Annotated in this window: 31 protein-coding genes and 3 pseudogenes; 3 read left to right on the forward strand and 31 right to left on the reverse strand. The window is 32.7% G+C overall.

The window, feature by feature from the left end:
- Positions 1-102: 102 nt before the first annotated feature.
- The 7 genes and pseudogenes from JJC05_RS08035 to JJC05_RS08060 form a co-directional block, all read right to left on the reverse strand.
- A complete protein-coding gene (locus tag JJC05_RS08035; protein WP_235878735.1) occupies positions 103-555 on the reverse strand; it encodes a hypothetical protein in 453 nt (150 codons plus the stop codon).
- Between the two features lie 24 nt (positions 556-579).
- Positions 580-981, reverse strand: coding sequence for a hypothetical protein (locus JJC05_RS08040; RefSeq protein ID WP_235878737.1), 402 nt, complete (start codon positions 979-981; stop codon positions 580-582).
- 3 nt (positions 982-984) lie between these two features.
- A pseudogene (locus tag JJC05_RS08045) lies at positions 985-1,170 on the reverse strand (RHS repeat-associated core domain-containing protein); the annotation flags it as partial.
- Between the two features lie 56 nt (positions 1,171-1,226).
- The gene (locus tag JJC05_RS08050) at positions 1,227-1,814 is read right to left on the reverse strand and encodes a DUF6939 family protein (protein WP_105195303.1); all 588 of its coding nucleotides are present in this window, start codon (positions 1,812-1,814) and stop codon (positions 1,227-1,229) included.
- A complete protein-coding gene (locus JJC05_RS08055) occupies positions 1,807-1,944 on the reverse strand; it encodes a hypothetical protein (RefSeq protein ID WP_235878738.1) in 138 nt (45 codons plus the stop codon). Before JJC05_RS08055 ends, JJC05_RS08050 begins: the two co-directional genes overlap by 8 nt.
- A gap of 38 nt (positions 1,945-1,982) precedes the next feature.
- The gene (locus JJC05_RS17075; protein ID WP_258929637.1) at positions 1,983-2,117 is read right to left on the reverse strand and encodes a hypothetical protein; all 135 of its coding nucleotides are present in this window, start codon (positions 2,115-2,117) and stop codon (positions 1,983-1,985) included.
- A 4-nt stretch (positions 2,118-2,121) separates the two neighbouring features.
- Positions 2,122-2,868 (reverse strand): RHS repeat domain-containing protein, encoded by a 747-nt coding sequence (locus tag JJC05_RS08060; protein WP_508625127.1) that lies wholly within the window; start codon positions 2,866-2,868, stop codon positions 2,122-2,124.
- Positions 2,869-3,102: 234 nt separating this feature from the next.
- On the opposite strand from JJC05_RS08060, the gene JJC05_RS08065 reads away from it, so the two are divergent.
- The gene (locus tag JJC05_RS08065) at positions 3,103-4,413 is read left to right on the forward strand and encodes a DDE-type integrase/transposase/recombinase (RefSeq protein WP_235878740.1); all 1,311 of its coding nucleotides are present in this window, start codon (positions 3,103-3,105) and stop codon (positions 4,411-4,413) included.
- A gap of 61 nt (positions 4,414-4,474) precedes the next feature.
- Here JJC05_RS08065 and JJC05_RS08070 read toward each other — a convergent pair whose 3' ends face one another.
- The 10 genes and pseudogenes from JJC05_RS08070 to JJC05_RS08110 form a co-directional block, all read right to left on the reverse strand.
- Positions 4,475-5,101: an RHS repeat domain-containing protein gene (locus tag JJC05_RS08070; protein WP_309597455.1), complete on the reverse strand. Its 627-nt coding sequence runs from the start codon at positions 5,099-5,101 to the stop codon at positions 4,475-4,477.
- A gap of 286 nt (positions 5,102-5,387) precedes the next feature.
- A complete protein-coding gene (locus JJC05_RS08075; RefSeq protein WP_127823432.1) occupies positions 5,388-5,816 on the reverse strand; it encodes a hypothetical protein in 429 nt (142 codons plus the stop codon).
- A 6-nt stretch (positions 5,817-5,822) separates the two neighbouring features.
- Positions 5,823-6,773, reverse strand: coding sequence for an HNH/ENDO VII family nuclease (locus tag JJC05_RS18175; protein WP_309597456.1), 951 nt, complete (start codon positions 6,771-6,773; stop codon positions 5,823-5,825).
- Positions 6,774-7,761: 988 nt separating this feature from the next.
- Positions 7,762-8,526 (reverse strand): tyrosine-type recombinase/integrase, encoded by a 765-nt coding sequence (locus JJC05_RS08085; RefSeq protein ID WP_235878744.1) that lies wholly within the window; start codon positions 8,524-8,526, stop codon positions 7,762-7,764.
- A gap of 55 nt (positions 8,527-8,581) precedes the next feature.
- Positions 8,582-8,824, reverse strand: a complete 243-nt coding sequence (locus tag JJC05_RS08090; protein ID WP_107317467.1) for a hypothetical protein — start codon at positions 8,822-8,824, stop codon at positions 8,582-8,584.
- A 39-nt stretch (positions 8,825-8,863) separates the two neighbouring features.
- A complete protein-coding gene (locus JJC05_RS08095; RefSeq protein ID WP_235878755.1) occupies positions 8,864-9,277 on the reverse strand; it encodes a tyrosine-type recombinase/integrase in 414 nt (137 codons plus the stop codon).
- A gap of 10 nt (positions 9,278-9,287) precedes the next feature.
- Positions 9,288-9,695 (reverse strand): phage integrase N-terminal SAM-like domain-containing protein, encoded by a 408-nt coding sequence (locus JJC05_RS08100; RefSeq protein ID WP_235878745.1) that lies wholly within the window; start codon positions 9,693-9,695, stop codon positions 9,288-9,290.
- A 117-nt stretch (positions 9,696-9,812) separates the two neighbouring features.
- Positions 9,813-11,039, reverse strand: coding sequence for an MTBMA_p00010-related P-loop-containing protein (locus tag JJC05_RS08105; protein ID WP_258929639.1), 1,227 nt, complete (start codon positions 11,037-11,039; stop codon positions 9,813-9,815).
- A gap of 144 nt (positions 11,040-11,183) precedes the next feature.
- A pseudogene (locus JJC05_RS18795) lies at positions 11,184-11,345 on the reverse strand (toprim domain-containing protein); the annotation flags it as partial.
- Positions 11,276-12,208 (reverse strand): CHC2 zinc finger domain-containing protein, encoded by a 933-nt coding sequence (locus JJC05_RS08110; protein WP_235878747.1) that lies wholly within the window; start codon positions 12,206-12,208, stop codon positions 11,276-11,278. The gene JJC05_RS08110 and the pseudogene JJC05_RS18795, both read right to left, overlap by 70 nt.
- A 153-nt stretch (positions 12,209-12,361) precedes the next feature.
- Here JJC05_RS08110 and JJC05_RS08115 point away from each other — a divergent pair, with 153 nt between their 5' ends.
- On the forward strand, positions 12,362-12,700 hold the full coding sequence (locus tag JJC05_RS08115; protein ID WP_235878749.1) for a helix-turn-helix domain-containing protein: 339 nt from the start codon (positions 12,362-12,364) through the stop codon (positions 12,698-12,700).
- A 352-nt stretch (positions 12,701-13,052) separates the two neighbouring features.
- On the opposite strand, the gene JJC05_RS08120 is transcribed toward JJC05_RS08115, so the two are convergent.
- From JJC05_RS08120 to JJC05_RS08155, 9 genes and pseudogenes are all read right to left on the reverse strand, one after another.
- Positions 13,053-13,610 carry an SMI1/KNR4 family protein gene (locus JJC05_RS08120; protein WP_235878751.1) on the reverse strand — a complete coding sequence of 186 codons (558 nt, stop codon included), beginning with the start codon at positions 13,608-13,610 and terminating at the stop codon, positions 13,053-13,055.
- Positions 13,611-13,614: 4 nt separating this feature from the next.
- Positions 13,615-14,610: an RHS repeat domain-containing protein gene (locus JJC05_RS08125; protein WP_235878753.1), complete on the reverse strand. Its 996-nt coding sequence runs from the start codon at positions 14,608-14,610 to the stop codon at positions 13,615-13,617.
- A 987-nt stretch (positions 14,611-15,597) separates the two neighbouring features.
- On the reverse strand, positions 15,598-16,362 hold the full coding sequence (locus tag JJC05_RS08130; RefSeq protein ID WP_235878744.1) for a tyrosine-type recombinase/integrase: 765 nt from the start codon (positions 16,360-16,362) through the stop codon (positions 15,598-15,600).
- A gap of 55 nt (positions 16,363-16,417) precedes the next feature.
- On the reverse strand, positions 16,418-16,660 hold the full coding sequence (locus JJC05_RS08135; RefSeq protein WP_107317467.1) for a hypothetical protein: 243 nt from the start codon (positions 16,658-16,660) through the stop codon (positions 16,418-16,420).
- A gap of 39 nt (positions 16,661-16,699) precedes the next feature.
- Positions 16,700-17,245: a tyrosine-type recombinase/integrase gene (locus JJC05_RS08140; RefSeq protein WP_309597473.1), complete on the reverse strand. Its 546-nt coding sequence runs from the start codon at positions 17,243-17,245 to the stop codon at positions 16,700-16,702.
- The gene (locus tag JJC05_RS08145) at positions 17,176-17,529 is read right to left on the reverse strand and encodes a phage integrase N-terminal SAM-like domain-containing protein (protein ID WP_235878757.1); all 354 of its coding nucleotides are present in this window, start codon (positions 17,527-17,529) and stop codon (positions 17,176-17,178) included. The genes JJC05_RS08140 and JJC05_RS08145 overlap by 70 nt, the downstream gene beginning before the upstream one ends.
- 326 nt (positions 17,530-17,855) lie before the next feature.
- Positions 17,856-18,872, reverse strand: coding sequence for an MTBMA_p00010-related P-loop-containing protein (locus JJC05_RS08150; RefSeq protein WP_258929640.1), 1,017 nt, complete (start codon positions 18,870-18,872; stop codon positions 17,856-17,858).
- Positions 18,873-19,016: 144 nt separating this feature from the next.
- A pseudogene (locus JJC05_RS18800) lies at positions 19,017-19,178 on the reverse strand (toprim domain-containing protein); the annotation flags it as partial.
- Entirely contained in the window at positions 19,109-20,041 is a 933-nt protein-coding gene (locus JJC05_RS08155; protein ID WP_235878747.1) for a CHC2 zinc finger domain-containing protein, read from the reverse strand. The pseudogene JJC05_RS18800 and the gene JJC05_RS08155, both read right to left, overlap by 70 nt.
- A 153-nt stretch (positions 20,042-20,194) precedes the next feature.
- Between JJC05_RS08155 and JJC05_RS08160 the strand changes: the two genes are divergently transcribed.
- Positions 20,195-20,533: a helix-turn-helix domain-containing protein gene (locus JJC05_RS08160; RefSeq protein ID WP_235878759.1), complete on the forward strand. Its 339-nt coding sequence runs from the start codon at positions 20,195-20,197 to the stop codon at positions 20,531-20,533.
- Positions 20,534-20,885: 352 nt separating this feature from the next.
- Here the strand turns inward: JJC05_RS08160 and JJC05_RS08165 are convergent, their stop codons facing one another.
- From JJC05_RS08165 to JJC05_RS08185, 5 genes are all read right to left on the reverse strand, one after another.
- Positions 20,886-21,443, reverse strand: coding sequence for an SMI1/KNR4 family protein (locus JJC05_RS08165; protein ID WP_235878751.1), 558 nt, complete (start codon positions 21,441-21,443; stop codon positions 20,886-20,888).
- A 4-nt stretch (positions 21,444-21,447) separates the two neighbouring features.
- Entirely contained in the window at positions 21,448-22,443 is a 996-nt protein-coding gene (locus JJC05_RS08170; protein WP_235878753.1) for an RHS repeat domain-containing protein, read from the reverse strand.
- Positions 22,444-23,395: 952 nt separating this feature from the next.
- Positions 23,396-24,196, reverse strand: coding sequence for a tyrosine-type recombinase/integrase (locus tag JJC05_RS08175; protein WP_107317466.1), 801 nt, complete (start codon positions 24,194-24,196; stop codon positions 23,396-23,398).
- Positions 24,197-24,251: 55 nt separating this feature from the next.
- A complete protein-coding gene (locus JJC05_RS08180) occupies positions 24,252-24,494 on the reverse strand; it encodes a hypothetical protein (RefSeq protein WP_107317467.1) in 243 nt (80 codons plus the stop codon).
- Positions 24,495-24,533: 39 nt separating this feature from the next.
- On the reverse strand, positions 24,534-24,947 hold the full coding sequence (locus JJC05_RS08185; protein ID WP_235878755.1) for a tyrosine-type recombinase/integrase: 414 nt from the start codon (positions 24,945-24,947) through the stop codon (positions 24,534-24,536).
- Positions 24,948-24,950 lie beyond the last annotated feature (3 nt).

The raw sequence follows: 24,950 nt of genomic DNA on the forward strand, positions 1-24,950 counted from the left end.
CTATTATAAATAAAAAGAGAGAGGCTATCCAAAAAGTTTTGGATAGCCTCTTTGTTTTTACTCTAAACCACATGAAAGGATTCGGGCGGGAGCGGGGTAAAATTAACTCCATTCTTTGTACTCAATATCTATTCTTTCGGGATGCGAAAAATTTATTTTGTACAGTAAATTATTTGAAGAGTAAGCTAAAATTTGATTATTTTCAAATTCAATTTTATAAAATGGATTGGAATCTGTTAAAAAAATTGCCCATAGAAGATTATCGGATAAATCAACACAAGCTATAAACCCTTCGTTACCCATTGAACCTTCACCGCCATAGATTTTGAATTTATTGTCAATAATTATCTCGTTAGAAAATTTTTCAAAATATGTCCAAATGTCATCGTTGTATTTTTCAATACTCTCTACAGTTGTATCACATACAGGTACACAAAAATGTTGTTTTTTATTTTCAGTTGAATAGGAAAAACAATTAAAAATAATAATCGTTCCATCGTTCTTTTGAAGACAATTAATACCAATTAATTGTTCATTCATCCAATGTTCATTCATCTAGTTTTATTTGATTTATACAGTTTAATCACAAGCTATTACAATAGGTTTTGTTTTAGATCCAGTTTTAGGTAATTCTATCTTAGGTAAATCTGGTCTGTTCTTAGGTCTAGAATTTAATTTTTTAGCTAAATTCTTGCCATATGTTCCTCCGCTAGGCATAGGATCTTCGGGTTTAACTCTAATAATAGGCACTTCTGTCAGTCCTGCATTTTGTGCCGCCAACAATCTCCTATTATCAAGAGAAACGAGTTCTCCATCTACTTCAACTACTCTAATTGCACTTGGAGTTTGATGAGTGTCAGGGTATTTCTGCCAATCCCAACTACCATCTTTCATAGCTTTTTCATATGTTTCTGTTTGTCCATTAACATACCCTTGTGAAAAATTCAATAAATTTGGGTTTATCATTTCTGTTAATCCCAAAACATCGACTTTAGTATTTGAATCCTTTACATACCCATACAATGTCGGGTTATTACCGTGTAATCCAATGGGGTCTTGACTGATATAGTTACCTATACTACAATCATAATACCTAAACCTATTATAGTACAGCCCTTCTAATTCCAGATCCTCATACTGTCCGAGTTGTCTAAAAGGGAAATTTAAGATTGTATTTAAAAGAACGTGTAAAAGCTGTCGTAAATGACAGCTTTTTTGTTTTTACTCTAAACCACACGAAAGGATTCGTGCGGGAGCGGTGGAGCTGGATATTTATCTTCTAAATATAATTTAACTAAAAAAGCATGTGAAATTGGTTTTGAAGAAAAAATATCTTCACTTGTTTCATAATCTAATAATAATATCGATTTATCTGTTAAAATTTTTTTGATTTCTGTAATCTCATTTCTTAACTTATTATCTAATACCCATTTATATGAAGGTAGATAAATCATTTTTTTTGAATCTGAATAATTCAAAATATCTTTTGCATTGATTCCTTTCCTATGCCCCTTTATTTTTCCATACTTTCTAACAGTTCGCTTAATATTTTTCATATTTTCTATGTTAAATTTAGTAGGATCAATATCAAATTTTTCAAAAACTTTTAAACCTTGCCAAATTCCCTCAACACTTTTTGAAAATAAATTTTCACTAAAAGGAATAGGGATATTTCCTAATGGATAAAATGGACTAAATTTTACCCAAGGGTTTTGACTCTTTGAGGTTAAATCAATAATTTCAAAGTTTGGATATTTTGTAATTAGTGTTTCTATTTTTTTTCTCTTACTTTCAACAATAATTTTATTATTCATCGTCAAATAATTTATTGGCTAATTCAGATAATTCTATACCATAATCTTCAAACCGTTCAGAATCTTCTTCAGAATAATTTAGATTAGGAACAAAAAAGTAATTGCTAATATCAACAAAAGCCAAAGCCAATTTTTTAGGTACATTATCTCTATCTTTGTAATAATCTATTAGAAAGATAATATTCTTTTTAATTCTTCATATTGAACTTTATCAACTCCTTCCATATTTCTAATAGATACAGGGATAGAAGTCTCACTTAATAAAGCGTTATATACATTTTTTATAGCTTCTTCTTGATTCATAATTTTAATGACATTTTATTTTATCTGCAGGAACATGTCCTTCAACTAATACTTCTTTAGATGATGCAGACATTTTTGCAGAAACGGAGCCTACACCATTAGCTTTTGCTTTTTCAACTGTTGATATATCAATTATGTTTTTATTCCCTTTAACATCAGGAACTACATCATCGGTATCAAAAGAAACCATTCTTTGACCTGGTTCTCTCCATTTTTCTAATGCTGCTGGATCTGTACTTGTCGATATAAATTGAGAACCTTTATTTCTAGAACCAGTAGAAACATGACCATGGGTTGTCATTCCTCTACCAGGTTTTTTGGCACTTAAGCCTTTTGAAGGATCTTCGTCAGGTCTTAATAATCTAAAGACTTCTATTAATCCAAAAATATCAACATAGCTATTACTATCCTTCACATACCCATACAGCGTTGGGTTATTTCCAAGTAGTCCAATGGGGTCTTGAGATATAAAATTCCCACTCTCAGGCTCAAAGTATCTAAACCTGTTGTAACACAAATTTATTTCTTCATCAAAACACTGCCCTTGATAACGGAACGGACAAAAGCCTTGTGTTCCCGTTTCATTTTTGGTACGTCCGTAAATATCTAAAGCACCGCTCCAAACTTCCTCGCCTTGCTGGTCGTACATTATTTTGGGAGTTCCCAAGTGGTCGGATAAGATGGTGTAGTTTTTATCGTTTTTGAGTTTCGCAATTGGCGAAAAATCATACTCGTTAAATACCCAAGTTATAGCCTCATTGGTTAGCGCATCCTTACCCTCAAAAGTTTTCCACTCGTGTAATGGCTTATTTCCATCCCAAACCTAATAAACAAAATTTTAAAGAACGATTAAAAAGCTATCACTAATAACAATGACAGCTCTTGTTTCACTTCATTGTTTCAAAAATAATGTAATTTTTTTCTCTAATGAAAAGTTTGGATAAAGAAAATAATTATATTTTTTTACATTCGCGCCTTTTTCAAAATGCAAATTATTAAACATAGAAACTCCTATCATACCAACACCAAAATTTTTGCTCGTAAAGGATTGTTATCAAAAGAACTGTTAAAGTTAATCCCTTCCAGTAATTTATCGAGATGGTTGAAGGAACCTGAAAATAAATATATCGATTATACTTTAAATGATTTAATTGATGAAGATATTGAGTTGTTTCAAAATCAAAACGAGTTTCCTAGTAGTAAAAAACTTTCCAGAGCTTATATACAACTACTCAAAGGAGCTTATACCATTTTTGACCAAATCAAAGATTTTAATAGAGTCGTCAAAAAAAACAAAGATATAATTGTAAATACTATTGAGAGTATCAAAAATTGGATTCCTGTTCCAGAAGCTATTCAACTTTTTAGGATTTCACGTGCGACTTATCAAAACTATAAAACGCAAGTATTAAACAAATGTGAGGCTTCGTATATTTTTTGGTGTGTAAAACGTTACCCGCAACAACTATTAAATCAAGAAGTTCTTAAGATAAAAGAATATTTTAACAACATTGATTATAAATTTTGGTCAAAGTCTTCTATCTACTATATGGGATTACGCAACAAAGATTTCAATTTTTGTTTAGCCACATTTTATAAGTACAGCAATTTGCTTGGAATTAATAATGGCAGACATTTGCAAAACAAACCTGAATATTCACCATTACAAAGTATAAAACCTAATCAAACTTGGTGTGCTGACATCACAGTTTTTAAAACAGCCAATGGCGTAAAACATTACATCCACTTACTTATAGACCATTACTCTAGAATGATTTTGGGTTGGCATATCGATTTAAAGCCAAGCCCAAAAGCCATTAAAGAATTGTTGGAAAATGCTTTAGAAGAACTCCCCAAACCTACTAGAATAGAGTTTCTAACCGATGGCGGAATAGAAAATGTGAACACAACAGTCGAAGAATACATTAAAAGTATTGAACCCAATATTATTCATAACATTGCTCAAAAGGATATTCCTAGTTCTAACTCTATGATTGAAGCTGTCAATAAAACCCTAAAGTATCAATATCTCTATCAGTCACATATCGAAAACACAGCGCAACTTGATAAAGCATTACTAGAATTTATAAGGAATTACATTTACATTCGTCCTCAACATTCATTGAAAGGAAATACTCCTTTTGAAACTTACAACGGAAAAACTATGTCCATTTCACACTATAATTCCCATTTTGAAGCTCAAAAACAATTTAGAAAAGAGCAGAACACGAAAAGCAGTTGCAAAAATGTAGGAATTAACAAAAAAGAAAACCAACCTCAATCGAAAGTAAATTGAAGTTGATTTTCATTTATAATTTCTATGGTTTAAAAATCACTTATTTGTAACATTTTTATTTCTAACCACTTACCTTATAAGGGACACTTTTTTCTAAAAAGATGGTAGAAATAGCAGCGCTTCTGGTTGCTGTTGGGTCTTTAGGAATAATGTTTCCACCAGAATTTAAACTACTCATATCATTAGAATTTAAAGCTCTAAACCATATATCCTCCCAGCCAAATATATCGACTTCTCTATTACTATCTTGAACATAGGAATATAAATTTAAACCTCCCCAATATTTTAAAGGATCCTGAGAAATATAATTCCCAATAGTACAATCATAATACCTAAACCTATTATAGTACAGCCCTTCTAATTCCAGATCTTCATACTGTCCGAGTTGTCTAAAAGGAATAAAGGATTTTTCTCCTTTTAATTCACGTAAACCTCCGTAAATATCATAATCTGTGCTCCAAACTAAAGAACCGTTTTCGCTATAACATTGTACGGGTCTGCCTATATAATCGGAAATTATACTAAATTGTTCCTCTCCTTGTATTTTAGCACTAGGAACAAAGCTATTTTCCTGATACACCCAAGTTACCAGATCATTAATTGCCTCTTTTTGACTTAAATAAACTTCTCCTAATTCATTAACAGAAGTTTCTGCCTCCTGCCCTTTTGAGTATGTCCACTCATGCAAAAGAACGTTTCCATCCCAAAGGTAACGATTTGTTTTTTCATTACCAATAATCTTTTTTATTCTCCTTGCTAAAGCAACCTATTTAAATGAATCTTCAAGAAAGGATAAAGTGCAGGAAGTAACAAAGAAAGAAAACCAACCTCAATCGAAAGTAAATTGAAGTTGATTTTCATTTATAATTTCTATGGTTTAAAAATCACTTATTTGTAACATTTTTATTTCTAACCACTTACCTTATAAGGGACACTTTTTTCTAAAAAGATGGTAGAAATAGCAGCTCTTTTTTTTAGTTCAATTCAAAAAAGTCCAAAAGAAAATCATTAAAATTATTCCACTTTTTTGTAAAGTCGTTATTTTTCAATTTTTCAATATTACCACCTTCTATCAAAACAACATTGTCATTTTCAATATTGTATAGCAAATAATCATCAAATTCAAAATTGAATAATGATAAATAAAAATTAGGTACTCCTTCTTCTTCTCTTAGGATTTTTATTACACTGTTTTCATAATCTGACAAATCATCAGCTACATTAATAATAAATCCTTCATTACCATTAAATTCGCCTGAATAATTCGCCATTAAATCAATTAAAGCCGAACTTTTGTTGATCCCAGCATCTAAAAGAATTGCTAAAAATTTCTCTTTATATTCTGGTAACAATTCGAATTCATCGTTTTCTTTTAAGTAAGAAACTATTTTACTATCTATCATATTTTTTTATTTACATTTTAACCTTCTTTGTTTTTCCATCTCTGCTCTATGCTTCCAGTACTCTCCTCTATCTTTGTCAAATAATTCTCTGTTGACAGGGTCAAATGGATTAAGTTTACTACCATTTACAGGTGTTACTCTATAAGGATGTAAAGCATTACTATGACCATATTTAGTATGCGTACTTGCTGTTACTTCAAATAAAGGACCGTGAGCTTTTTGTTTAGAATGATGCAGATTAATAGATTTACCATCATTTCCAAGTGGAGCACGACCTTTAGAAGCTAATTCGAGATTTGTTTTACCTGTTTTAGGGTCGACTTTATCCCAATCAATATTTTGCTGATAAACTGTATAAGTATTTCCTGTTCCTGAAGATGGAGCAGTCCACTGAATAGGATTAAAGGTATTTAACCCAAACGGGTCAATCCAACTATTCGAATCGTGTACATACCCATAAAACGTTGGGTTATTTCCTGCCAGTCCAATAGGGTCTTGAGAAATATAATTCCCAATAGTACAATCATAATACCTAAACCTATTATAGTACAGCCCTTCTAATTCCAGATCCTCATACTGTCCGAGTTGTCTAAAAGGAATAAAGGATTTTTCTCCTTTTAATTCACGTAAACCTCCGTAAATATCATAATCTGTGCTCCAAACTAAAGAACCGTTTTCGCTATAACATTGTATGGGTCTGCCTATATAATCGGAAATTATACTAAATTGCGCCTCTCCTTGTATTTTAGCACTAGGAACAAAGCTATTTTCCTGATACACCCAAGTTACCAGATCATTAATTGCCTCTTTTTGACTTAAATAAACTTCTCCTAATTCATTAACAGAAGTTTCTGCCTCCTGCCCTTTTGAGTATGTCCACTCATGCAAAAGAACGTTCCCATCCCAAAGATAACTCTGTACCACTTTTTGCCCCTCTACAACACCCTTTTGAGCCATCGACAGACACGCCTTTTGCCCTTTTGGGTACGAGTTCCAAGAGATCAACAATACCAGTATCAGTAGTTTTAGCAGTTTCATAGTTTCAAAAATAATCTAATTTTTATTTCATGTGAAAAAAAATTTTGATTCTTTTTTATCAATGAAGAAAGGCAAGTAGGAAACAAACTTTGAGTGTTTGCCCTTAGTGAGTTGTTACTTTAGTGATGTGAAGCTTATTTTTTTAAACGATTGCTAGAGGATTAACTTTCATTTGGAACGATTGATTTTATAAAAGCAATCGTTTTAAAAAAGAAGCACTACGGAGCTTGCGCAGTAGTACTAGGCTTCTAGATTAACACCCCCAAGCACCGCAGGGAAGTAAAAAAGGCGTTAGGCACTTAGTGGTATAAAAAGCCGTTTTACTTCCCGAGGAGCGAAGTGGCGGTGTTGCGGCAATGTACCGAAGCCTGCGACAGGGGATGCGGACAAGGAGGCACGACAAGGAGCAATGTGGCGCAGTGTGCTGAAAGCATAGCCCTGTTAGCGGAACTCTGTGTAGCAAATCTATTAACTAGTAGCTTTGCTACACCTTGCAGGGCGTACTGAGAGTAGAGAAAGCAACCGCCAAAAAGCAAGGGGCGACAGATGCAAAGAGTGCAAAACGTAGCCTGCGGAGTTTTTGCTCTCTTGCAGATGTAGTAGCCCCGACAAGCGATGGAAGTGAACGTGTGAAGACTGGGAACGAAGCCAACAAAAAAAGAGCTGCCTTTTTTCTTGGCTGCTCTTTTTATGTTTGCGAGTGGTCTGTGGAACGGAGGCTTTTTCAGCCGACTGGAACAGCCCAGCGCAACAAAGAGAACGACCGGAGGGAGACCGCTTGATTGATTGCTTGTATTAGACTTTATAGGTAATGGTAATATGTAATAGAAAAACAACGAACTAAAATGATCGTTGTTTGCCTTTAAATGTAGTTATTGAAAAGGGTGTAAAAGATTGATTTTATTTTTTAATTCTTCAAAATCAGAAGTTCTATATTGTTGGGTAGTGATACTTTTTTATGCCCCGCAAATACCTGTACAACTCTAAGATCATTTTTTAGTAAAAGATTTTTAATTAAACTCTGCCTTAATTTAGTTGGAGTTATACACTGCTCTTTTGGTCTGTTTTGATTAATGTATAGATTGACTTTAGAGATTTTGAGTGGTTTTCCTCTTAGGTTGGTGAAAAGCAAATCGTGTTCTTTAATTTTTTTATTTTGAATGTGTTCTAGGTATAGATAAATTTGTTGAGCCAGTAGAGGTAAAACTCTGTTGTTTAAATGTATTTCCGCTTTTTGTATATTAATTTGAGAGGGTTTTAAATCAATAAGTTCAGCTACAGTTATGGCTTGATAAATAAAAAGACTAACCATTAACTTTTTTTGATCAGGTGTTTTCTCTAAAAAATTTTCTAATTCTTGTTGAGTGTATAATTGATCTATTTTTACCTTTTTATCTATTTTATCTTTTAGTTTTAAACTTTTACAAGGATGATCTTTTCTTATATTAATTAGTTGTAAGTAATTGTAATAGATTTTAATGGCATATAGATAAGTAGCAATATTACTTGGGGTTTTGTTTAGATCACGTAGTATTTTAATAAATTTTAAAACGTGTTTTAAGTCTGCCTTTTTATGTTCTATAATGTGTTTTTGATATTGGGTTATCCGATATAATATACTAAGATAATTATAAGAACCATAATTTTTTTTTAAATAGTCTTCTAAGGTCATAAGATTAGAAATTAGAGTGTTTTCTTTATAGAATAGTATTTTTTATCAATAATGGCTAATTCTTTGATTGAGCTGTTTTTTTAAGATTATAAAGCAGTTGGAAAAGTTCATAGTTTTGGTGATGTAATGAGCTGATCTTATTTTGTAAAAAGGTTATTTTTTGATTAATTCCTTTAGGATTCATTCCTCTTTCTTTTAGTTTGAGACGTATTATTTTTAGTTCTATTTCCATGGTTTTTAGCTCATAGTAGGTGAGGTTTTTGATGATGCAAAGTTCTAATTTCGAGTTGTTTTTCATAATTTAACAGTTTTAGTTTATAAAAGAGTTTATAAAAGATTATAAAGAAATAATCTGTTTTAGTTGTTGTTGTTTTATTCGGGTATAAAGCGTGGTAGTCTCGATTTGTTGATGACCTAAGAAGAGTTGTACCTGTTCTAAAGAGAGTCCATTTTCTATTAAATGAGTTGCAATAGAATGCCTTAATCCGTGTAATGTTATTTTTTTAGTGATACGTGCTTTTTTACCTAGTTTTTGGATCATTTTTAATGCGGTGTATCGCTTTAATGGAGTGCCAGCAGAGTTAGATAAAAAAGGTTTATTGTTAGAGCAAGAGGTATTGATTAGATACTGTTTTAAATCTTGGTAAGTAGTATTGCTTAAAGGAATGACTCTACGTTTGTTGTTTTTGCCGTTAGTAACAATAATATTTTTTTGAATTAGATTAATATCCTTGGGGGTTATTTTTTCCATTTCAAAGGCTCTAAGTCCACAAGCATAACAAAGATGTAAAATAATTTTTTTCTTTTGTATTGGCTAGTTTATAGAGTTCTTTAATTTCTTGTTGGGATAGTATCTCTCGTATGTTTTTGGGATCCTTTTTGATTTGTAAGCTATAGGCATTAAAAGGATTTTTTTTGATTACCCCTCTTTGTTCTAAAAAGACAAAATATTGATCGATAATGGTAAAATAGTTGTGTATAGAATTACTATGTAACTTTTTATCAATTGTATATTTTATATAATAATCAATGTCTTTTGTTTTAACTAAACCTGCTGGTTTTTTTAAGAGATTTAAGAAATTAGTAATACATCTTAGACGATTATCAATGGCTAAAGAACTGTATCCTAATGTTAGTAATTCTACTTTGTATGATGCTTTATGTTCCATTGTCCTACACTGTTTTTGAAAATTATGCGCCGAATGCTTTTATTGGCTGTTTTACAATGTTTTACGTTTTTTTATCGGCTCATTATAGGTGTATTCTAGGCTCACTTTAGACTCATTTTATTCTTCTTTTAACTTATCTAACATTATTTGTAATTGTTCTTCTGTTAGGGTTTTGAAGTTGTCCCAATGGGCTATTTTGTATTGATTGCCTTTGCCCATTTTACCTAATTTTGATAAATATTCGCAAGAAACTAAATCGGTTAAATACCTGTTTATTTGTGCTTTGCTTAATGTATAATGATCTTTAATGTCAAAACGTGTAAATTTTACATCTTCTCTTTTCTTATCTTCCTTTTTAGCCTTTTTTTCAACAAACTTTTTTAAGGATTCGTAAAAGGTTCTTACTTTCCCCTCGAGTTCATCCATTTTTAAAATAATACTGTCTTTCATTAATAATAAACCGTTTATAACATCCTCTTTTTCTGCGATTAATTGCCCTTGTGGGGTTTTGTTTCGTTGGTATTGATTGAGCAGTACAATTTGATTAATGACTCCCATAACGATATCGTGCATTCGAGTGGGTTTGTGTACGTTCTCGGGCAGTTCCACAAGGTTTGCATAAGGGTTTATGACTTCATAGACTTGTAATAATTTTATACATTCTCTTAAAAAAAACCGAGTTTGTTCCTGTTCCTGTTTGTTGATTTGGCCCTGATAGACTTTGTTTTTATACTCAATGATTCGTTTGGTTTGCTCCTTTGATTCATCTACAGAAAGTACTATAATTCTACTCATATTATCCTCGTAGAGTTCGCCTTTAGTGGTGGCTGATAAACTGGCAAAAGATACTTCTACCTCTTTTATTTTACCGTCTGCATTGCCTTTTTTGTCTTTGATAGAAGTCGAAGAGGATAATTTTTTATTAGAGATCATTTCACGCACCGCCATAAGGGCTTCTTCTTTTAATCCGTCCATATCCTCAAAAACGACGAGTTTATACATAAACTCTCCGTTTTTATAATTGTACAAACTGCTTTCTGTAACCCTAGTTAAGTAAATGACATCTTCAGGAGGTATGAGCGATGCAATTTGTTTGATGGTGTGGGTTTTGCCACTTCCCGAACTTCCTTGATAGAGGATGTGTAGGTTGTAATTCATCTTGTAAGTGGTTGCCGTTACATACTGTAAAAGCCTGTTGTTTTGTTCGCCTACAATGCCTATTTTTCCTAGTAATTCATTGATGTTGTGGAGTAGGTTTTCTTCTTTTAAAAAGTCGAGGGGTTTTATTTTTTGTTCAATATTTAAAGGTTTAAGGTTCAACGTTGGTTTTATTTCTTGCTTCATTTTTTCAACTAATGTCTTATCATTACTGCCTATTGGTTTTCTGGTTTGTAATAACTCGGTAAAGATTTCCTTTTCATAGGCTACTAAAAGGCTGTTGATGTCTTCGCCTTCAGGGGTTTCAACTTTTGTTATTTTGAGTTTTGGGTTTAATTCCTGTAAAGCTTCAGTATATTTCGCTGTCGCCGTGCGACCTGCTTTGTCTCCGTCAAAGAAAAAAATTACTTCTTCTAAGTGTTTTAAATTTTGGATGGCTTGTAAATGTTCTGGAGCAAGTCCGTTTGTACCGTAACAAGAAAGAGCCCCCAGCCCCCAAAGGGGGAGTTAGGGTCGTTGATGATTTGTAATATACTTAAAGCATCGATAGGAGCTTCGGTTAATATGAGTTTTTTAGTTTGGGGTTTTGGATAATGTGGGTATAATCCGTTTCTACCTTTTAAATAAAAGTGTTTAGCCCCCTCCGCCCCCAAAGGAACTATGGAGCGAAAATAAAAAGAGACTATTTCTCCTTTTTCATTACGCAGTGGAAAGACTAAACATTTATTACCAAAAACTTGATACGTAACGGCTTCGCCTGTTTGATTGTTTATTCTATTTAAAGGGCTTAACATTCCTACCTCTAAAGCATTTTGTATCATTTCTTGTTTTGCTAGAACAGGATTTACTTCATTTTCAAATCGTCCAGCGTGATGGAACTGCCCCGAGTTAAAACCTACTGAACCTCTAGTTTCTAAAACGCTGGATAAATTACGGCTATGTAAATACTCTTTGGCGGGTTGACTCATATATACCGATTTTACAAAGGTTTCGTATAACTTTTCTAGGAACAGCCCCCTAGCCCCCAAAGGGGGAATATGGTTTTCTTGACTCATTGTTTTAATAACTTTACTTTGTTGTATAATTTGTGGTGCTGCGACTTGTGCTAACTGGGTGCATTTTTTTAAGGCATCGTGTTTGGATAGTTTTTCAAAGTCTTGTACAAACTGGATTGGGTCGCCTTTTGCCCCGCAAGCGTGGCATTTGTAAAAGTCTTTTTGCAAATTGACTTGTAAAGAAGCGGTTTTATCCTGATGGAAAGGACAACACAACATTTTATTTTTATTGGGCTGTAAATTGTAATAGCTTAATACTTGGCTTAAACTTAAGCGGGATTTTATGTCAGAGATTTGCATTGTGAAAATTGTTGAAAAGTTTTAATTGTGTATAATCAGACACAAATATATACAATCATCCATTAATAGCAAACAATTATTATATTTTTTTACGTACCAAAATACCAGTATATTTGCTTTTTGTTGTATTATAGTACACTTTGATATATAATTATGGTAAAAATTGGTGATAGAATAGCGCTTTTGAGGAAAGTTAAAGGTCTTTCTCAAACTGATTTAGCTAAACAAATAAGTGCTTCTAGAGAAGCAATAGGAAAATACAGAAAGAATGAGGCTTCGCCATCTGTAGAGACAGCAAAGAAGATAGCAGATGTTTTTGAAGTTACTTTAGATTACTTGATTGATGAAAATGCTACAATGACTTTTGATAAACAAACAGTTAATCGAATTAATGATATACAGACTCTTGATGAAGAAAACAAAAGTCATATTTTTGCCATTTTAGATGCCTTTTTAAGAGATGTTAAAACAAGACAAGCTTATTCTAAATAGGGTCTGCTGAAAAACTAACCAAACACAAATTGGTATCATTTTCACTAAAAATAATCAATTTTACTAATTTTTGATAAGTATTAATTCTTTTAGAGCTTGTAAATTGGAGTTTAAAAAAGATAGAACACAAAAAACAAATTGTTAGATGCAAGGTTTTTGAAGGGGATAGTGTAAAAACCTTGCATCTAATAATAAAATTCAACTTCCGAATTGCTGATTTTTAGAGGATTTGAATTTTTCAGCAGACCCTAAATAATGTTTCATTTTACTTAATACAAAAATAAACCCCGCAATTGCAGGGTTTATTTTTGTTTATACTCAAAGTCAGGAGACTTTGAGGAGCGGGACGATTTTAAATTACAATTTTATTCAATATTTTAAATGTATTATTTAATGATTCCAAAGAAAAGGGAATATACATTTTAAATTTATCTTTACTGGTTAGGTTTTCAAAACACTCGTATAAATTATTTCCAACTTTTCTAAAACCTATACCTCTAAAATCAGTTATATAAATATCAAACTCATTTTCATTTTGACTAAAGTTGCTTATATCCCAAAATAGATATAATCCATTATCACTTGAAGCAAAAGGATATAAATTTTTTAAAATTTCTATAGAAGCATCTGGTTCAATATCAAACCAAATATCATCATTTAATACATCTTCTATATATGTGTCTTTTATCTCTTCTGATCTTACAAAAATAGAATCTCCATAATCCCCCATAGGAATATAAATATGAAATTCCTCCAATGTCAAACCATATCCATAATTTAGAACAAAATCTTTATAAGATGAGGGAAAACCTTTCCCATTAATGAAACGAAAGGATTCTAATTTTTTGGCATCACCTAATTCTTTAGGCAAATCATTTGTTACGCTTAAAGTAAATTTATTTTCTAGCATAATTTTATGAACAGCATACTGTTTTTTGTCTTAATCCGTTAGTTACTTCTCCATCAACTATTACTTTCCCATTTTGATCTATACCAAAAATAGTTATTTTGTGTGGTATTAATTCATCACCATTATAAAGAGGTTTAACTTCAACTAAAACAGTATTGCCTGCTTTCACGTGTTTGGTAATTTTATTTTCATATTTAGTCATTCCTGGATGATTAGTACCATCAGTTATTGTTACTAAATTTCTTTTATCAGTCCCACTACCTCCGTGATTATTAGAAATTAAATGTCCTCTTTGTTGATGGTGTGGATGTTCTCCTCCTAACCATCCCGGCGGACTAACTGAAGAAGAGGCAGATGTACCAGTACCTAATGTTGATTGAGTAACTTCTGCAAATCCACCTGTAGGTCTTCCTAAATTATCTAAGGGAAAGTACTCAGGACTAAGCCCGAATGGATCAACTAGTTTATTAGAATCCTTCACATACCCATACATCGTCGGATTATTTCCCGCCAATCCAATCGGGTCTTGACTCAAATACAGTCCCGTACTCGCATCATAATATCGAAATCGATTATAGTAAAGCCCTTCTAATTCGGGGTCTTCGTATTGCCCGAGTTGTCTAAAAGGGATAAAATCTGGAGTTAGTCCAATGTGGGAGTTAAAATTACGAAGTTTTCCATAAATATCGTAGTCAGTTTGCCAAACTAATCGACCTTGTTGGTCATATGATTGTAGGGGTCTACCTAGGTAGTCCGAAATAATACTAAATTGTTCTTCTGCTTGTATTTTAGCACAGGGAACAAAGCTATTTTCTTGGTAAATCCAAGTAACTAAATCCTCTACGGTTTCTTTTTGGCTAAGGTAAACTTCTCCTAGATCGTTAACAGAGCTTTGAGCTTCTTGTCCTTTTTGGTAGGTCCACTGATGCAAAAGAACGTTTCCATCCCAAAGATAACTCTGTACCACTTTTTGCCCCTCTACAACACCCTTTTGAGCCATCGACAGACACGCCTTTTGCCCTTTTGGGTACGAGTTCCAAGAGATCAACAATACCAGTATCAGTAGTTTTAGCAGTTTCATAGTTTCAAAAATAATCTAATTTTTATTTCATGTGAAAAAAATTTTGATTCTTTTTTATCAATGAAGAAAGGCAAGTAGGAAACAAACTTTGAGTGTTTGCCCTTAGTGAGTTGTTACTTTAGTGATGTGAAGCTTATTTTTTTAAACGATTGCTAGAGGATTAACTTTCATTTGGAACGATTGATTTTATAAAAGCAATCGTTTTAAAAAAGAAGCACTACGGAGCTTGCGCAGTAGTACTAGGCTTCTAGATTAACACCCCCAAGCACCGCAGGGAAGTAAAAAAGGCGTTAGGCACTTAGTGGTATAAAAAGCCGTTTTACTTCCCGAGGAGCGAAGTGGCGGTGTTGCGGCAATGTACCGAAGCCTGCGACAGGGGATGCGGACAAGGAGGCACGACAAGGAGCAATGTGGCGCAGTGTGCTGAAAGCATAGCCCTGTTAGCGGAACTCTGTGTAGCAAATCTATTAACTAGTAGCTTTGCTACACCTTGCAGGGCGTACTGAGAGTAGAGAAAGCAACCGCCAAAAAGCAAGGGGCGACAGATGCAAAGAGTGCAAAACGTAGCCTGCGGAGTTTTTGCTCTCTTGCAGATGTAGTAGCCCCGACAAGCGATGGAAGTGAACGTGTGAAGACTGGGAACGAAGCCAACAAAAAAAGAGCTGCCTTTTTTCTTGGCTGCTCTTTTTATGTTTGCGAGTGGTCTGTGGAACGGAGGCTTTTTCAGCCGACTGGAACAGCCCAGCGCAACAAAGAGAACGACCGGAGGGAGACCGCTTGATTGATTGCTTGTATTAGACTTTATAGGTAATGGTAATATGTAATAGAAAAACAACGAACTAAAATGATCGTTGTTTGCCTTTAAATGTAGTTATTGAAAAGGGTGTAAAAGATTGATTTTATTTTTTAATTCTTCAAAATCAGAAGTTCTATATTGTTGGGTAGTGATACTTTTTTATGCCCCGCAAATACCTGTACAACTCTAAGATCATTTTTTAGTAAAAGATTTTTAATTAAACTCTGCCTTAATTTAGTTGGAGTTATACACTGCTCTTTTGGTCTGTTTTGATTAATGTATAGATTGACTTTAGAGATTTTGAGTGGTTTTCCTCTTAGGTTGGTGAAAAGCAAATCGTGTTCTTTAATTTTTTTATTTTGAATGTGTTCTAGGTATAGATAAATTTGTTGAGCCAGTAGAGGTAAAACTCTGTTGTTTAAATGTATTTCCGCTTTTTGTATATTAATTTGAGAGGGTTTTAAATCAATAAGTTCAGCTACAGTTATGGCTTGATAAATAAAAAGACTAACCATTAACTTTTTTTGATCAGGTGTTTTCTCTAAAAAATTTTCTAATTCTTGTTGAGTGTATAATTGATCTATTTTTACCTTTTTATCTATTTTATCTTTTAGTTTTAAACTTTTACAAGGATGATCTTTTCTTATATTAATTAGTTGTAAGTAATTGTAATAGATTTTAATGGCATATAGATAAGTAGCAATATTACTTGGGGTTTTGTTTAGATCACGTAGTATTTTAATAAATTTTAAAACGTGTTTTAAGTCTGCCTTTTTATGTTCTATAATGTGTTTTTGATATTGGGTTATCCGATATAATATACTAAGATAATTATAAGAACCATAATTTTTTTTTAAATAGTCTTCTAAGGTCATAAGATTAGAAATTAGAGTGTTTTCTTTATAGAATAGTATTTTTTATCAATAATGGCTAATTCTTTGATTGAGCTGTTTTTTTAAGATTATAAAGCAGTTGGAAAAGTTCATAGTTTTGGTGATGTAATGAGCTGATCTTATTTTGTAAAAAGGTTATTTTTTGATTAATTCCTTTAGGATTCATTCCTCTTTCTTTTAGTTTGAGACGTATTATTTTTAGTTCTATTTCCATGGTTTTTAGCTCATAGTAGGTGAGGTTTTTGATGATGCAAAGTTCTAATTTCGAGTTGTTTTTCATAATTTAACAGTTTTAGTTTATAAAAGAGTTTATAAAAGATTATAAAGAAATAATCTGTTTTAGTTGTTGTTGTTTTATTCGGGTATAAAGCGTGGTAGTCTCGATTTGTTGATGACCTAAGAAGAGTTGTACCTGTTCTAAAGAGAGTCCATTTTCTATTAAATGAGTTGCAATAGAATGCCTTAATCCGTGTAATGTTATTTTTTTAGTGATACGTGCTTTTTTACCTAGTTTTTGGATCATTTTTAATGCGGTGTATCGCTTTAATGGAGTGCCAGCAGAGTTAGATAAAAAAGGTTTATTGTTAGAGCAAGAGGTATTGATTAGATACTGTTTTAAATCTTGGTAAGTAGTATTGCTTAAAGGAATGACTCTACGTTTGTTGTTTTTGCCGTTAGTAACAATAATATTTTTTTGAATTAGATTAATATCCTTGGGGGTTATTTTTTCCATTTCAAAGGCTCTAAGTCCACAAGCATAACAAAGATGTAAAATAATTTTTTCTTTTGTATTGGCTAGTTTATAGAGTTCTTTAATTTCTTGTTGGGATAGTATCTCTCGTATGTTTTTGGGATCCTTTTTGATTTGTAAGCTATAGGCATTAAAAGGATTTTTTTGATTACCCCTCTTTGTTCTAAAAAGACAAAATATTGATCGATAATGGTAAAATAGTTGTGTATAGAATTACTATGTAACTTTTTATCAATTGTATATTTTATATAATAATCAATGTCTTTTGTTTTAACTAAACCTGCTGGTTTTTTTAAGAGATTTAAGAAATTAGTAATACATCTTAGACGATTATCAATGGCTAAAGAACTGTATCCTAATGTTAGTAATTCTACTTTGTATGATGCTTTATGTTCCATTGTCCTACACTGTTTTTGAAAATTATGCGCCGAATGCTTTTATTGGCTGTTTTACAATGTTTTACGTTTTTTTATCGGCTCATTATAGGTGTATTCTAGGCTCACTTTAGACTCATTTTATTCTTCTTTTAACTTATCTAACATTATTTGTAATTGTTCTTCTGTTAGGGTTTTGAAGTTGTCCCAATGGGCTATTTTGTATTGATTGCCTTTGCCCATTTTACCTAATTTTGATAAATATTCGCAAGAAACTAAATCGGTTAAATACCTGTTTATTTGTGCTTTGCTTAATGTATAATGATCTTTAATGTCAAAACGTGTAAATTTTACATCTTCTCTTTTCTTATCTTCCTTTTTAGCCTTTTTTTCAACAAACTTTTTAAGGATTCGTAAAAGGTTCTTACTTTCCCCTCGAGTTCATCCATTTTTAAAATAATACTGTCTTTCATTAATAATAAACCGTTTATAACATCCTCTTTTTCTGCGATTAATTGCCCTTGTGGGGTTTTGTTTCGTTGGTATTGATTGAGCAGTACAATTTGATTAATGACTCCCATAACGATATCGTGCATTCGAGTGGGTTTGTGTACGTTCTCGGGCAGTTCCACAAGGTTTGCATAAGGGTTTATGACTTCATAGACTTGTAATAATTTTATACATTCTCTTAAAAAAAACCGAGTTTGTTCCTGTTCCTGTTTGTTGATTTGGCCCTGATAGACTTTGTTTTTATACTCAATGATTCGTTTGGTTTGCTCCTTTGATTCATCTACAGAAAGTACTATAATTCTACTCATATTATCCTCGTAGAGTTCGCCTTTAGTGGTGGCTGATAAACTGGCAAAAGATACTTCTACCTCTTTTATTTTACCGTCTGCATTGCCTTTTTTGTCTTTGATAGAAGTCGAAGAGGATAATTTTTTATTAGAGATCATTTCACGCACCGCCATAAGGGCTTCTTCTTTTAATCCGTCCATATCCTCAAAAACGACGAGTTTATACATAAACTCTCCGTTTTTATAATTGTACAAACTGCTTTCTGTAACCCTAGTTAAGTAAATGACATCTTCAGGAGGTATGAGCGATGCAATTTGTTTGATGGTGTGGGTTTTGCCACTTCCCGAACTTCCTTGATAGAGGATGTGTAGGTTGTAATTCATCTTGTAAGTGGTTGCCGTTACATACTGTAAAAGCCTGTTGTTTTGTTCGCCTACAATGCCTATTTTTCCTAGTAATTCATTGATGTTGTGGAGTAGGTTTTCTTCTTTTAAAAAGTCGAGGGGTTTTATTTTTTGTTCAATATTTAAAGGTTTAAGGTTCAACGTTGGTTTTATTTCTTGCTTCATTTTTTCAACTAATGTCTTATCATTACTGCCTATTGGTTTTCTGGTTTGTAATAACTCGGTAAAGATTTCCTTTTCATAGGCTACTAAAAGGCTGTTGATGTCTTCGCCTTCAGGGGTTTCAACTTTTGTTATTTTGAGTTTTGGGTTTAATTCCTGTAAAGCTTCAGTATATTTCGCTGTCGCCGTGCGACCTGCTTTGTCTCCGTCAAAGAAAAAAATTACTTCTTCTAAGTGTTTTAAATTTTGGATGGCTTGTAAATGTTCTGGAGCAAGTCCGTTTGTACCGTAACAAGAAAGAGCCCCCAGCCCCCAAAGGGGGAGTTAGGGTCGTTGATGATTTGTAATATACTTAAAGCATCGATAGGAGCTTCGGTTAATATGAGTTTTTTAGTTTGGGGTTTTGGATAATGTGGGTATAATCCGTTTCTACCTTTTAAATAAAAGTGTTTAGCCCCCTCCGCCCCCAAAGGAACTATGGAGCGAAAATAAAAAGAGACTATTTCTCCTTTTTCATTACGCAGTGGAAAGACTAAACATTTATTACCAAAAACTTGATACGTAACGGCTTCGCCTGTTTGATTGTTTATTCTATTTAAAGGGCTTAACATTCCTACCTCTAAAGCATTTTGTATCATTTCTTGTTTTGCTAGAACAGGATTTACTTCATTTTCAAATCGTCCAGCGTGATGGAACTGCCCCGAGTTAAAACCTACTGAACCTCTAGTTTCTAAAACGCTGGATAAATTACGGCTATGTAAATACTCTTTGGCGGGTTGACTCATATATACCGATTTTACAAAGGTTTCGTATAACTTTTCTAGGAACAGCCCCCTAGCCCCCAAAGGGGGAATATGGTTTTCTTGACTCATTGTTTTAATAACTTTACTTTGTTGTATAATTTGTGGTGCTGCGACTTGTGCTAACTGGGTGCATTTTTTTAAGGCATCGTGTTTGGATAGTTTTTCAAAGTCTTGTACAAACTGGATTGGGTCGCCTTTTGCCCCGCAAGCGTGGCATTTGTAAAAGTCTTTTTGCAAATTGACTTGTAAAGAAGCGGTTTTATCCTGATGGAAAGGACAACACAACATTTTATTTTTATTGGGCTGTAAATTGTAATAGCTTAATACTTGGCTTAAACTTAAGCGGGATTTTATGTCAGAGATTTGCATTGTGAAAATTGTTGAAAAGTTTTAATTGTGTATAATCAGACACAAATATATACAATCATCCATTAATAGCAAACAATTATTATATTTTTTTACGTACCAAAATACCAGTATATTTGCTTTTTGTTGTATTATAGTACACTTTGATATATAATTATGGTAAAAATTGGTGATAGAATAGCGCTTTTGAGGAAAGTTAAAGGTCTTTCTCAAACTGATTTAGCTAAACAAATAAGTGCTTCTAGAGAAGCAATAGGAAAATACGAAAGAAATGAGGCTTCGCCATCTGTAGAGACAGCAAAGAAGATAGCAGATGTTTTTGAAGTTACTTTAGATTACTTGATTGATGAAAATGCTACAATGACTTTTGATAAACAAACAGTTAATCGAATTAATGATATACAGACTCTTGATGAAGAAAACAAAAGTCATATTTTTGCCATTTTAGATGCCTTTTTAAGAGATGTTAAAACAAGACAAGCTTATTCTAAATAGGGTCTGCTGAAAAACTAACCAAACACAAATTGGTATCATTTTCACTAAAAATAATCAATTTTACTAATTTTTGATAAGTATTAATTCTTTTAGAGCTTGTAAATTGGAGTTTAAAAAAGATAGAACACAAAAAACAAATTGTTAGATGCAAGGTTTTTGAAGGGGATAGTGTAAAAACCTTGCATCTAATAATAAAATTCAACTTCCGAATTGCTGATTTTTAGAGGATTTGAATTTTTCAGCAGACCCTAAATAATGTTTCATTTTACTTAATACAAAAATAAACCCCGCAATTGCAGGGTTTATTTTTGTTTATACTCAAAGTCAGGAGACTTTGAGGAGCGGGACGATTTTAAATTACAATTTTATTCAATATTTTAAATGTATTATTTAATGATTCCAAAGAAAAGGGAATATACATTTTAAATTTATCTTTACTGGTTAGGTTTTCAAAACACTCGTATAAATTATTTCCAACTTTTCTAAAACCTATACCTCTAAAATCAGTTATATAAATATCAAACTCATTTTCATTTTGACTAAAGTTGCTTATATCCCAAAATAGATATAATCCATTATCACTTGAAGCAAAAGGATATAAATTTTTTAAAATTTCTATAGAAGCATCTGGTTCAATATCAAACCAAATATCATCATTTAATACATCTTCTATATATGTGTCTTTTATCTCTTCTGATCTTACAAAAATAGAATCTCCATAATCCCCCATAGGAATATAAATATGAAATTCCTCCAATGTCAAACCATATCCATAATTTAGAACAAAATCTTTATAAGATGAGGGAAAACCTTTCCCATTAATGAAACGAAAGGATTCTAATTTTTTGGCATCACCTAATTCTTTAGGCAAATCATTTGTTACGCTTAAAGTAAATTTATTTTCTAGCATAATTTTATGAACAGCATACTGTTTTTTGTCTTAATCCGTTAGTTACTTCTCCATCAACTATTACTTTCCCATTTTGATCTATACCAAAAATAGTTATTTTGTGTGGTATTAATTCATCACCATTATAAAGAGGTTTAACTTCAACTAAAACAGTATTGCCTGCTTTCACGTGTTTGGTAATTTTATTTTCATATTTAGTCATTCCTGGATGATTAGTACCATCAGTTATTGTTACTAAATTTCTTTTATCAGTCCCACTACCTCCGTGATTATTAGAAATTAAATGTCCTCTTTGTTGATGGTGTGGATGTTCTCCTCCTAACCATCCCGGCGGACTAACTGAAGAAGAGGCAGATGTACCAGTACCTAATGTTGATTGAGTAACTTCTGCAAATCCACCTGTAGGTCTTCCTAAATTATCTAAGGGAAAGTACTCAGGACTAAGCCCGAATGGATCAACTAGTTTATTAGAATCCTTCACATACCCATACATCGTCGGATTATTTCCCGCCAATCCAATCGGGTCTTGACTCAAATACAGTCCCGTACTCGCATCATAATATCGAAATCGATTATAGTAAAGCCCTTCTAATTCGGGGTCTTCGTATTGCCCGAGTTGTCTAAAAGGGATAAAATCTGGAGTTAGTCCAATGTGGGAGTTAAAATTACGAAGTTTTCCATAAATATCGTAGTCAGTTTGCCAAACTAATCGACCTTGTTGGTCATATGATTGTAGGGGTCTACCTAGGTAGTCCGAAATAATACTAAATTGTTCTTCTGCTTGTATTTTAGCACAGGGAACAAAGCTATTTTCTTGGTAAATCCAAGTAACTAAATCCTCTACGGTTTCTTTTTGGCTAAGGTAAACTTCTCCTAGATCGTTAACAGAGCTTTGAGCTTCTTGTCCTTTTTGGTAGGTCCACTGATGCAAAAGAACGTTTCCATCCCAAAGATAACTCTGTACCACTTTTTGCCCCTCTACAACACCCTTTTGAGCCATCGACAGACACGCCTTTTGCCCTTTTGGGTACGAGTTCCAAGAGATCAACAATACCAGTATCAGTAGTTTTAGCAGTTTCATAGTTTCAAAAATAATCTAATTTTTATTTCATGTGAAAAAAATTTTGATTCTTTTTTATCAATGAAGAAAGGCAAGTAGGAAACAAACTTTGAGTGTTTGCCCTTAGTGAGTTGTTACTTTAGTGATGTGAAGCTTATTTTTTTAAACGATTGCTAGAGGATTAACTTTCATTTGGAACGATTGATTTTATAAAAGCAATCGTTTTAAAAAAGAAGCACTACGGAGCTTGCGCAGTAGTACTAGGCTTCTAGATTAACACCCCCAAGCACCGCAGGGAAGTAAAAAAGGCGTTAGGCACTTAGTGGTATAAAAAGCCGTTTTACTTCCCGAGGAGCGAAGTGGCGGTGTTGCGGCAATGTACCGAAGCCTGCGACAGGGGATGCGGACAAGGAGGCACGACAAGGAGCAATGTGGCGCAGTGTGCTGAAAGCATAGCCCTGTTAGCGGAACTCTGTGTAGCAAATCTATTAACTAGTAGCTTTGCTACACCTTGCAGGGCGTACTGAGAGTAGAGAAAGCAACCGCCAAAAAGCAAGGGGCGACAGATGCAAAGAGTGCAAAACGTAGCCTGCGGAGTTTTTGCTCTCTTGCAGATGTAGTAGCCCCGACAAGCGATGGAAGTGAACGTGTGAAGACTGGGAACGAAGCCAACAAAAAAAGAGCTGCCTTTTTTCTTGGCTGCTCTTTTTATGTTTGCGAGTGGTCTGTGGAACGGAGGCTTTTTCAGCCGACTGGAACAGCCCAGCGCAACAAAGAGAACGACCGGAGGGAGACCGCTTGATTGATTGCTTGTATTAGACTTTATAGGTAATGGTAATATGTAATAGAAAAACAACGAACTAAAATGATCGTTGTTTGCCTTTAAATGTAGTTATTGAAAAGGGTGTAAAAGATTGATTTTATTTTTTAATTCTTCAAAATCAGAAGTTCTATATTGTTGGGTAGTGATACTTTTTTTATGCCCCGCAAATACCTGTACAACTCTAAGATCATTTTTTAGTAAAAGATTTTTAATTAAACTCTGCCTTAATTTAGTTGGAGTTATACACTGCTCTTTTGGTCTGTTTTGATTAATGTATAGATTGACTTTAGAGATTTTGAGTGGTTTTCCTCTTAGGTTGGTGAAAAGCAAATCGTGTTCTTTAATTTTTTTATTTTGAATGTGTTCTAGGTATAGATAAATTTGTTGAGCCAGTAGAGGTAAAACTCTGTTGTTTAAATGTATTTCCGCTTTTTGTATATTAATTTGAGAGGGTTTTAAATCAATAAGTTCAGCTACAGTTATGGCTTGATAAATAAAAAGACTAACCATTAACTTTTTTTGATCAGGTGTTTTCTCTAAAAAATTTTCTAATTCTTGTTGAGTGTATAATTGATCTATTTTTACCTTTTTATCTATTTTATCTTTTAGTTTTAAACTTTTACAAGGATGATCTTTTCTTATATTAATTAGTTGTAAGTAATTGTAATAGATTTTAATGGCATATAGATAAGTAGCAATATTACTTGGGGTTTTGTTTAGATCACGTAGTATTTTAATAAATTTTAAAACGTGTTTTAAGTCTGCCTTTTTATGTTCTATAATGTGTTTTTGATATTGGGTTATCCGATATAATATACTAAGATAATTATAAGAACCATAATTTTTTTTTAAATAGTCTTCTAAGGTCATAAGATTAGAAATTAGAGTGTTTTCTTTATAGAATAGTATTTTTTATCAATAATGGCTAATTCTTTGATTGAGCTGTTTTTTTAAGATTATAAAGCAGTTGGAAAAGTTCATAGTTTTGGTGATGTAATGAGCTGATCTTATTTTGTAAAAAGGTTATTTTTTGATTAATTCCTTTAGGATTCATTCCTCTTTCTTTTAGTTTGAGACGTATTATTTTTAGTTCTATTTCCATGGTTTTTAGCTCATAGTAGGTGAGGTTTTTGATGATGCAAAGTTCTAATTTCGAGTTGTTTTTCATAATTTAACAGTTTTAGTTTATAAAAGAGTTTATAAAAGATTATAAAGAAATAATCTGTTTTAGTTGTTGTTGTTTTATTCGGGTATAAAGCGTGGTAGTCTCGATTTGTTGATGACCTAAGAAGAGTTGTACCTGTTCTAAAGAGAGTCCATTTTCTATTAAATGAGTTGCAATAGAATGCCTTAATCCGTGTAATGTTATTTTTTTAGTGATACGTGCTTTTTTACCTAGTTTTTGGATCATTTTTAATGCGGTGTATCGCTTTAATGGAGTGCCAGCAGAGTTAGATAAAAAAGGTTTATTGTTAGAGCAAGAGGTATTGATTAGATACTGTTTTAAATCTTGGTAAGTAGTATTGCTTAAAGGAATGACTCTACGTTTGTTGTTTTTGCCGTTAGTAACAATAATATTTTTTTGAATTAGATTAATATCCTTGGGGGTTATTTTTTCCATTTC

Origin of the sequence: Flavobacterium davisii (assembly GCF_019565505.1) — a bacterium.
Classification (GTDB): Bacteria; Bacteroidota; Bacteroidia; order Flavobacteriales; family Flavobacteriaceae; genus Flavobacterium; species Flavobacterium davisii.

Coding starts and splice junctions, on each gene's coding strand:
- JJC05_RS08035 (WP_235878735.1), bottom strand. CDS start 555: ATGAATGAACATTGGATGAATGAACAATTAATTGGTATTAATTGTCTT.
- JJC05_RS08050 (WP_105195303.1), bottom strand. CDS start 1,814: ATGAATAATAAAATTATTGTTGAAAGTAAGAGAAAAAAAATAGAAACA.
- JJC05_RS17075 (WP_258929637.1), bottom strand. CDS start 2,117: ATGAATCAAGAAGAAGCTATAAAAAATGTATATAACGCTTTATTAAGT.
- JJC05_RS08065 (WP_235878740.1), top strand. CDS start 3,103: ATGCAAATTATTAAACATAGAAACTCCTATCATACCAACACCAAAATT.
- JJC05_RS08075 (WP_127823432.1), bottom strand. CDS start 5,816: ATGATAGATAGTAAAATAGTTTCTTACTTAAAAGAAAACGATGAATTC.
- JJC05_RS18175 (WP_309597456.1), bottom strand. CDS start 6,773: ATGGCTCAAAAGGGTGTTGTAGAGGGGCAAAAAGTGGTACAGAGTTAT.
- JJC05_RS08085 (WP_235878744.1), bottom strand. CDS start 8,526: ATGACCTTAGAAGACTATTTAAAAAAAAATTATGGTTCTTATAATTAT.
- JJC05_RS08090 (WP_107317467.1), bottom strand. CDS start 8,824: ATGAAAAACAACTCGAAATTAGAACTTTGCATCATCAAAAACCTCACC.
- JJC05_RS08095 (WP_235878755.1), bottom strand. CDS start 9,277: ATGGAAAAAATAACCCCCAAGGATATTAATCTAATTCAAAAAAATATT.
- JJC05_RS08100 (WP_235878745.1), bottom strand. CDS start 9,695: ATGGAACATAAAGCATCATACAAAGTAGAATTACTAACATTAGGATAC.
- JJC05_RS08105 (WP_258929639.1), bottom strand. CDS start 11,039: ATGAAGCAAGAAATAAAACCAACGTTGAACCTTAAACCTTTAAATATT.
- JJC05_RS08110 (WP_235878747.1), bottom strand. CDS start 12,208: ATGCAAATCTCTGACATAAAATCCCGCTTAAGTTTAAGCCAAGTATTA.
- JJC05_RS08115 (WP_235878749.1), top strand. CDS start 12,362: ATGGTAAAAATTGGTGATAGAATAGCGCTTTTGAGGAAAGTTAAAGGT.
- JJC05_RS08120 (WP_235878751.1), bottom strand. CDS start 13,610: ATGCTAGAAAATAAATTTACTTTAAGCGTAACAAATGATTTGCCTAAA.
- JJC05_RS08125 (WP_235878753.1), bottom strand. CDS start 14,610: ATGGCTCAAAAGGGTGTTGTAGAGGGGCAAAAAGTGGTACAGAGTTAT.
- JJC05_RS08130 (WP_235878744.1), bottom strand. CDS start 16,362: ATGACCTTAGAAGACTATTTAAAAAAAAATTATGGTTCTTATAATTAT.
- JJC05_RS08135 (WP_107317467.1), bottom strand. CDS start 16,660: ATGAAAAACAACTCGAAATTAGAACTTTGCATCATCAAAAACCTCACC.
- JJC05_RS08145 (WP_235878757.1), bottom strand. CDS start 17,529: ATGGAACATAAAGCATCATACAAAGTAGAATTACTAACATTAGGATAC.
- JJC05_RS08150 (WP_258929640.1), bottom strand. CDS start 18,872: ATGAAGCAAGAAATAAAACCAACGTTGAACCTTAAACCTTTAAATATT.
- JJC05_RS08155 (WP_235878747.1), bottom strand. CDS start 20,041: ATGCAAATCTCTGACATAAAATCCCGCTTAAGTTTAAGCCAAGTATTA.
- JJC05_RS08160 (WP_235878759.1), top strand. CDS start 20,195: ATGGTAAAAATTGGTGATAGAATAGCGCTTTTGAGGAAAGTTAAAGGT.
- JJC05_RS08165 (WP_235878751.1), bottom strand. CDS start 21,443: ATGCTAGAAAATAAATTTACTTTAAGCGTAACAAATGATTTGCCTAAA.
- JJC05_RS08170 (WP_235878753.1), bottom strand. CDS start 22,443: ATGGCTCAAAAGGGTGTTGTAGAGGGGCAAAAAGTGGTACAGAGTTAT.
- JJC05_RS08175 (WP_107317466.1), bottom strand. CDS start 24,196: ATGACCTTAGAAGACTATTTAAAAAAAAATTATGGTTCTTATAATTAT.
- JJC05_RS08180 (WP_107317467.1), bottom strand. CDS start 24,494: ATGAAAAACAACTCGAAATTAGAACTTTGCATCATCAAAAACCTCACC.
- JJC05_RS08185 (WP_235878755.1), bottom strand. CDS start 24,947: ATGGAAAAAATAACCCCCAAGGATATTAATCTAATTCAAAAAAATATT.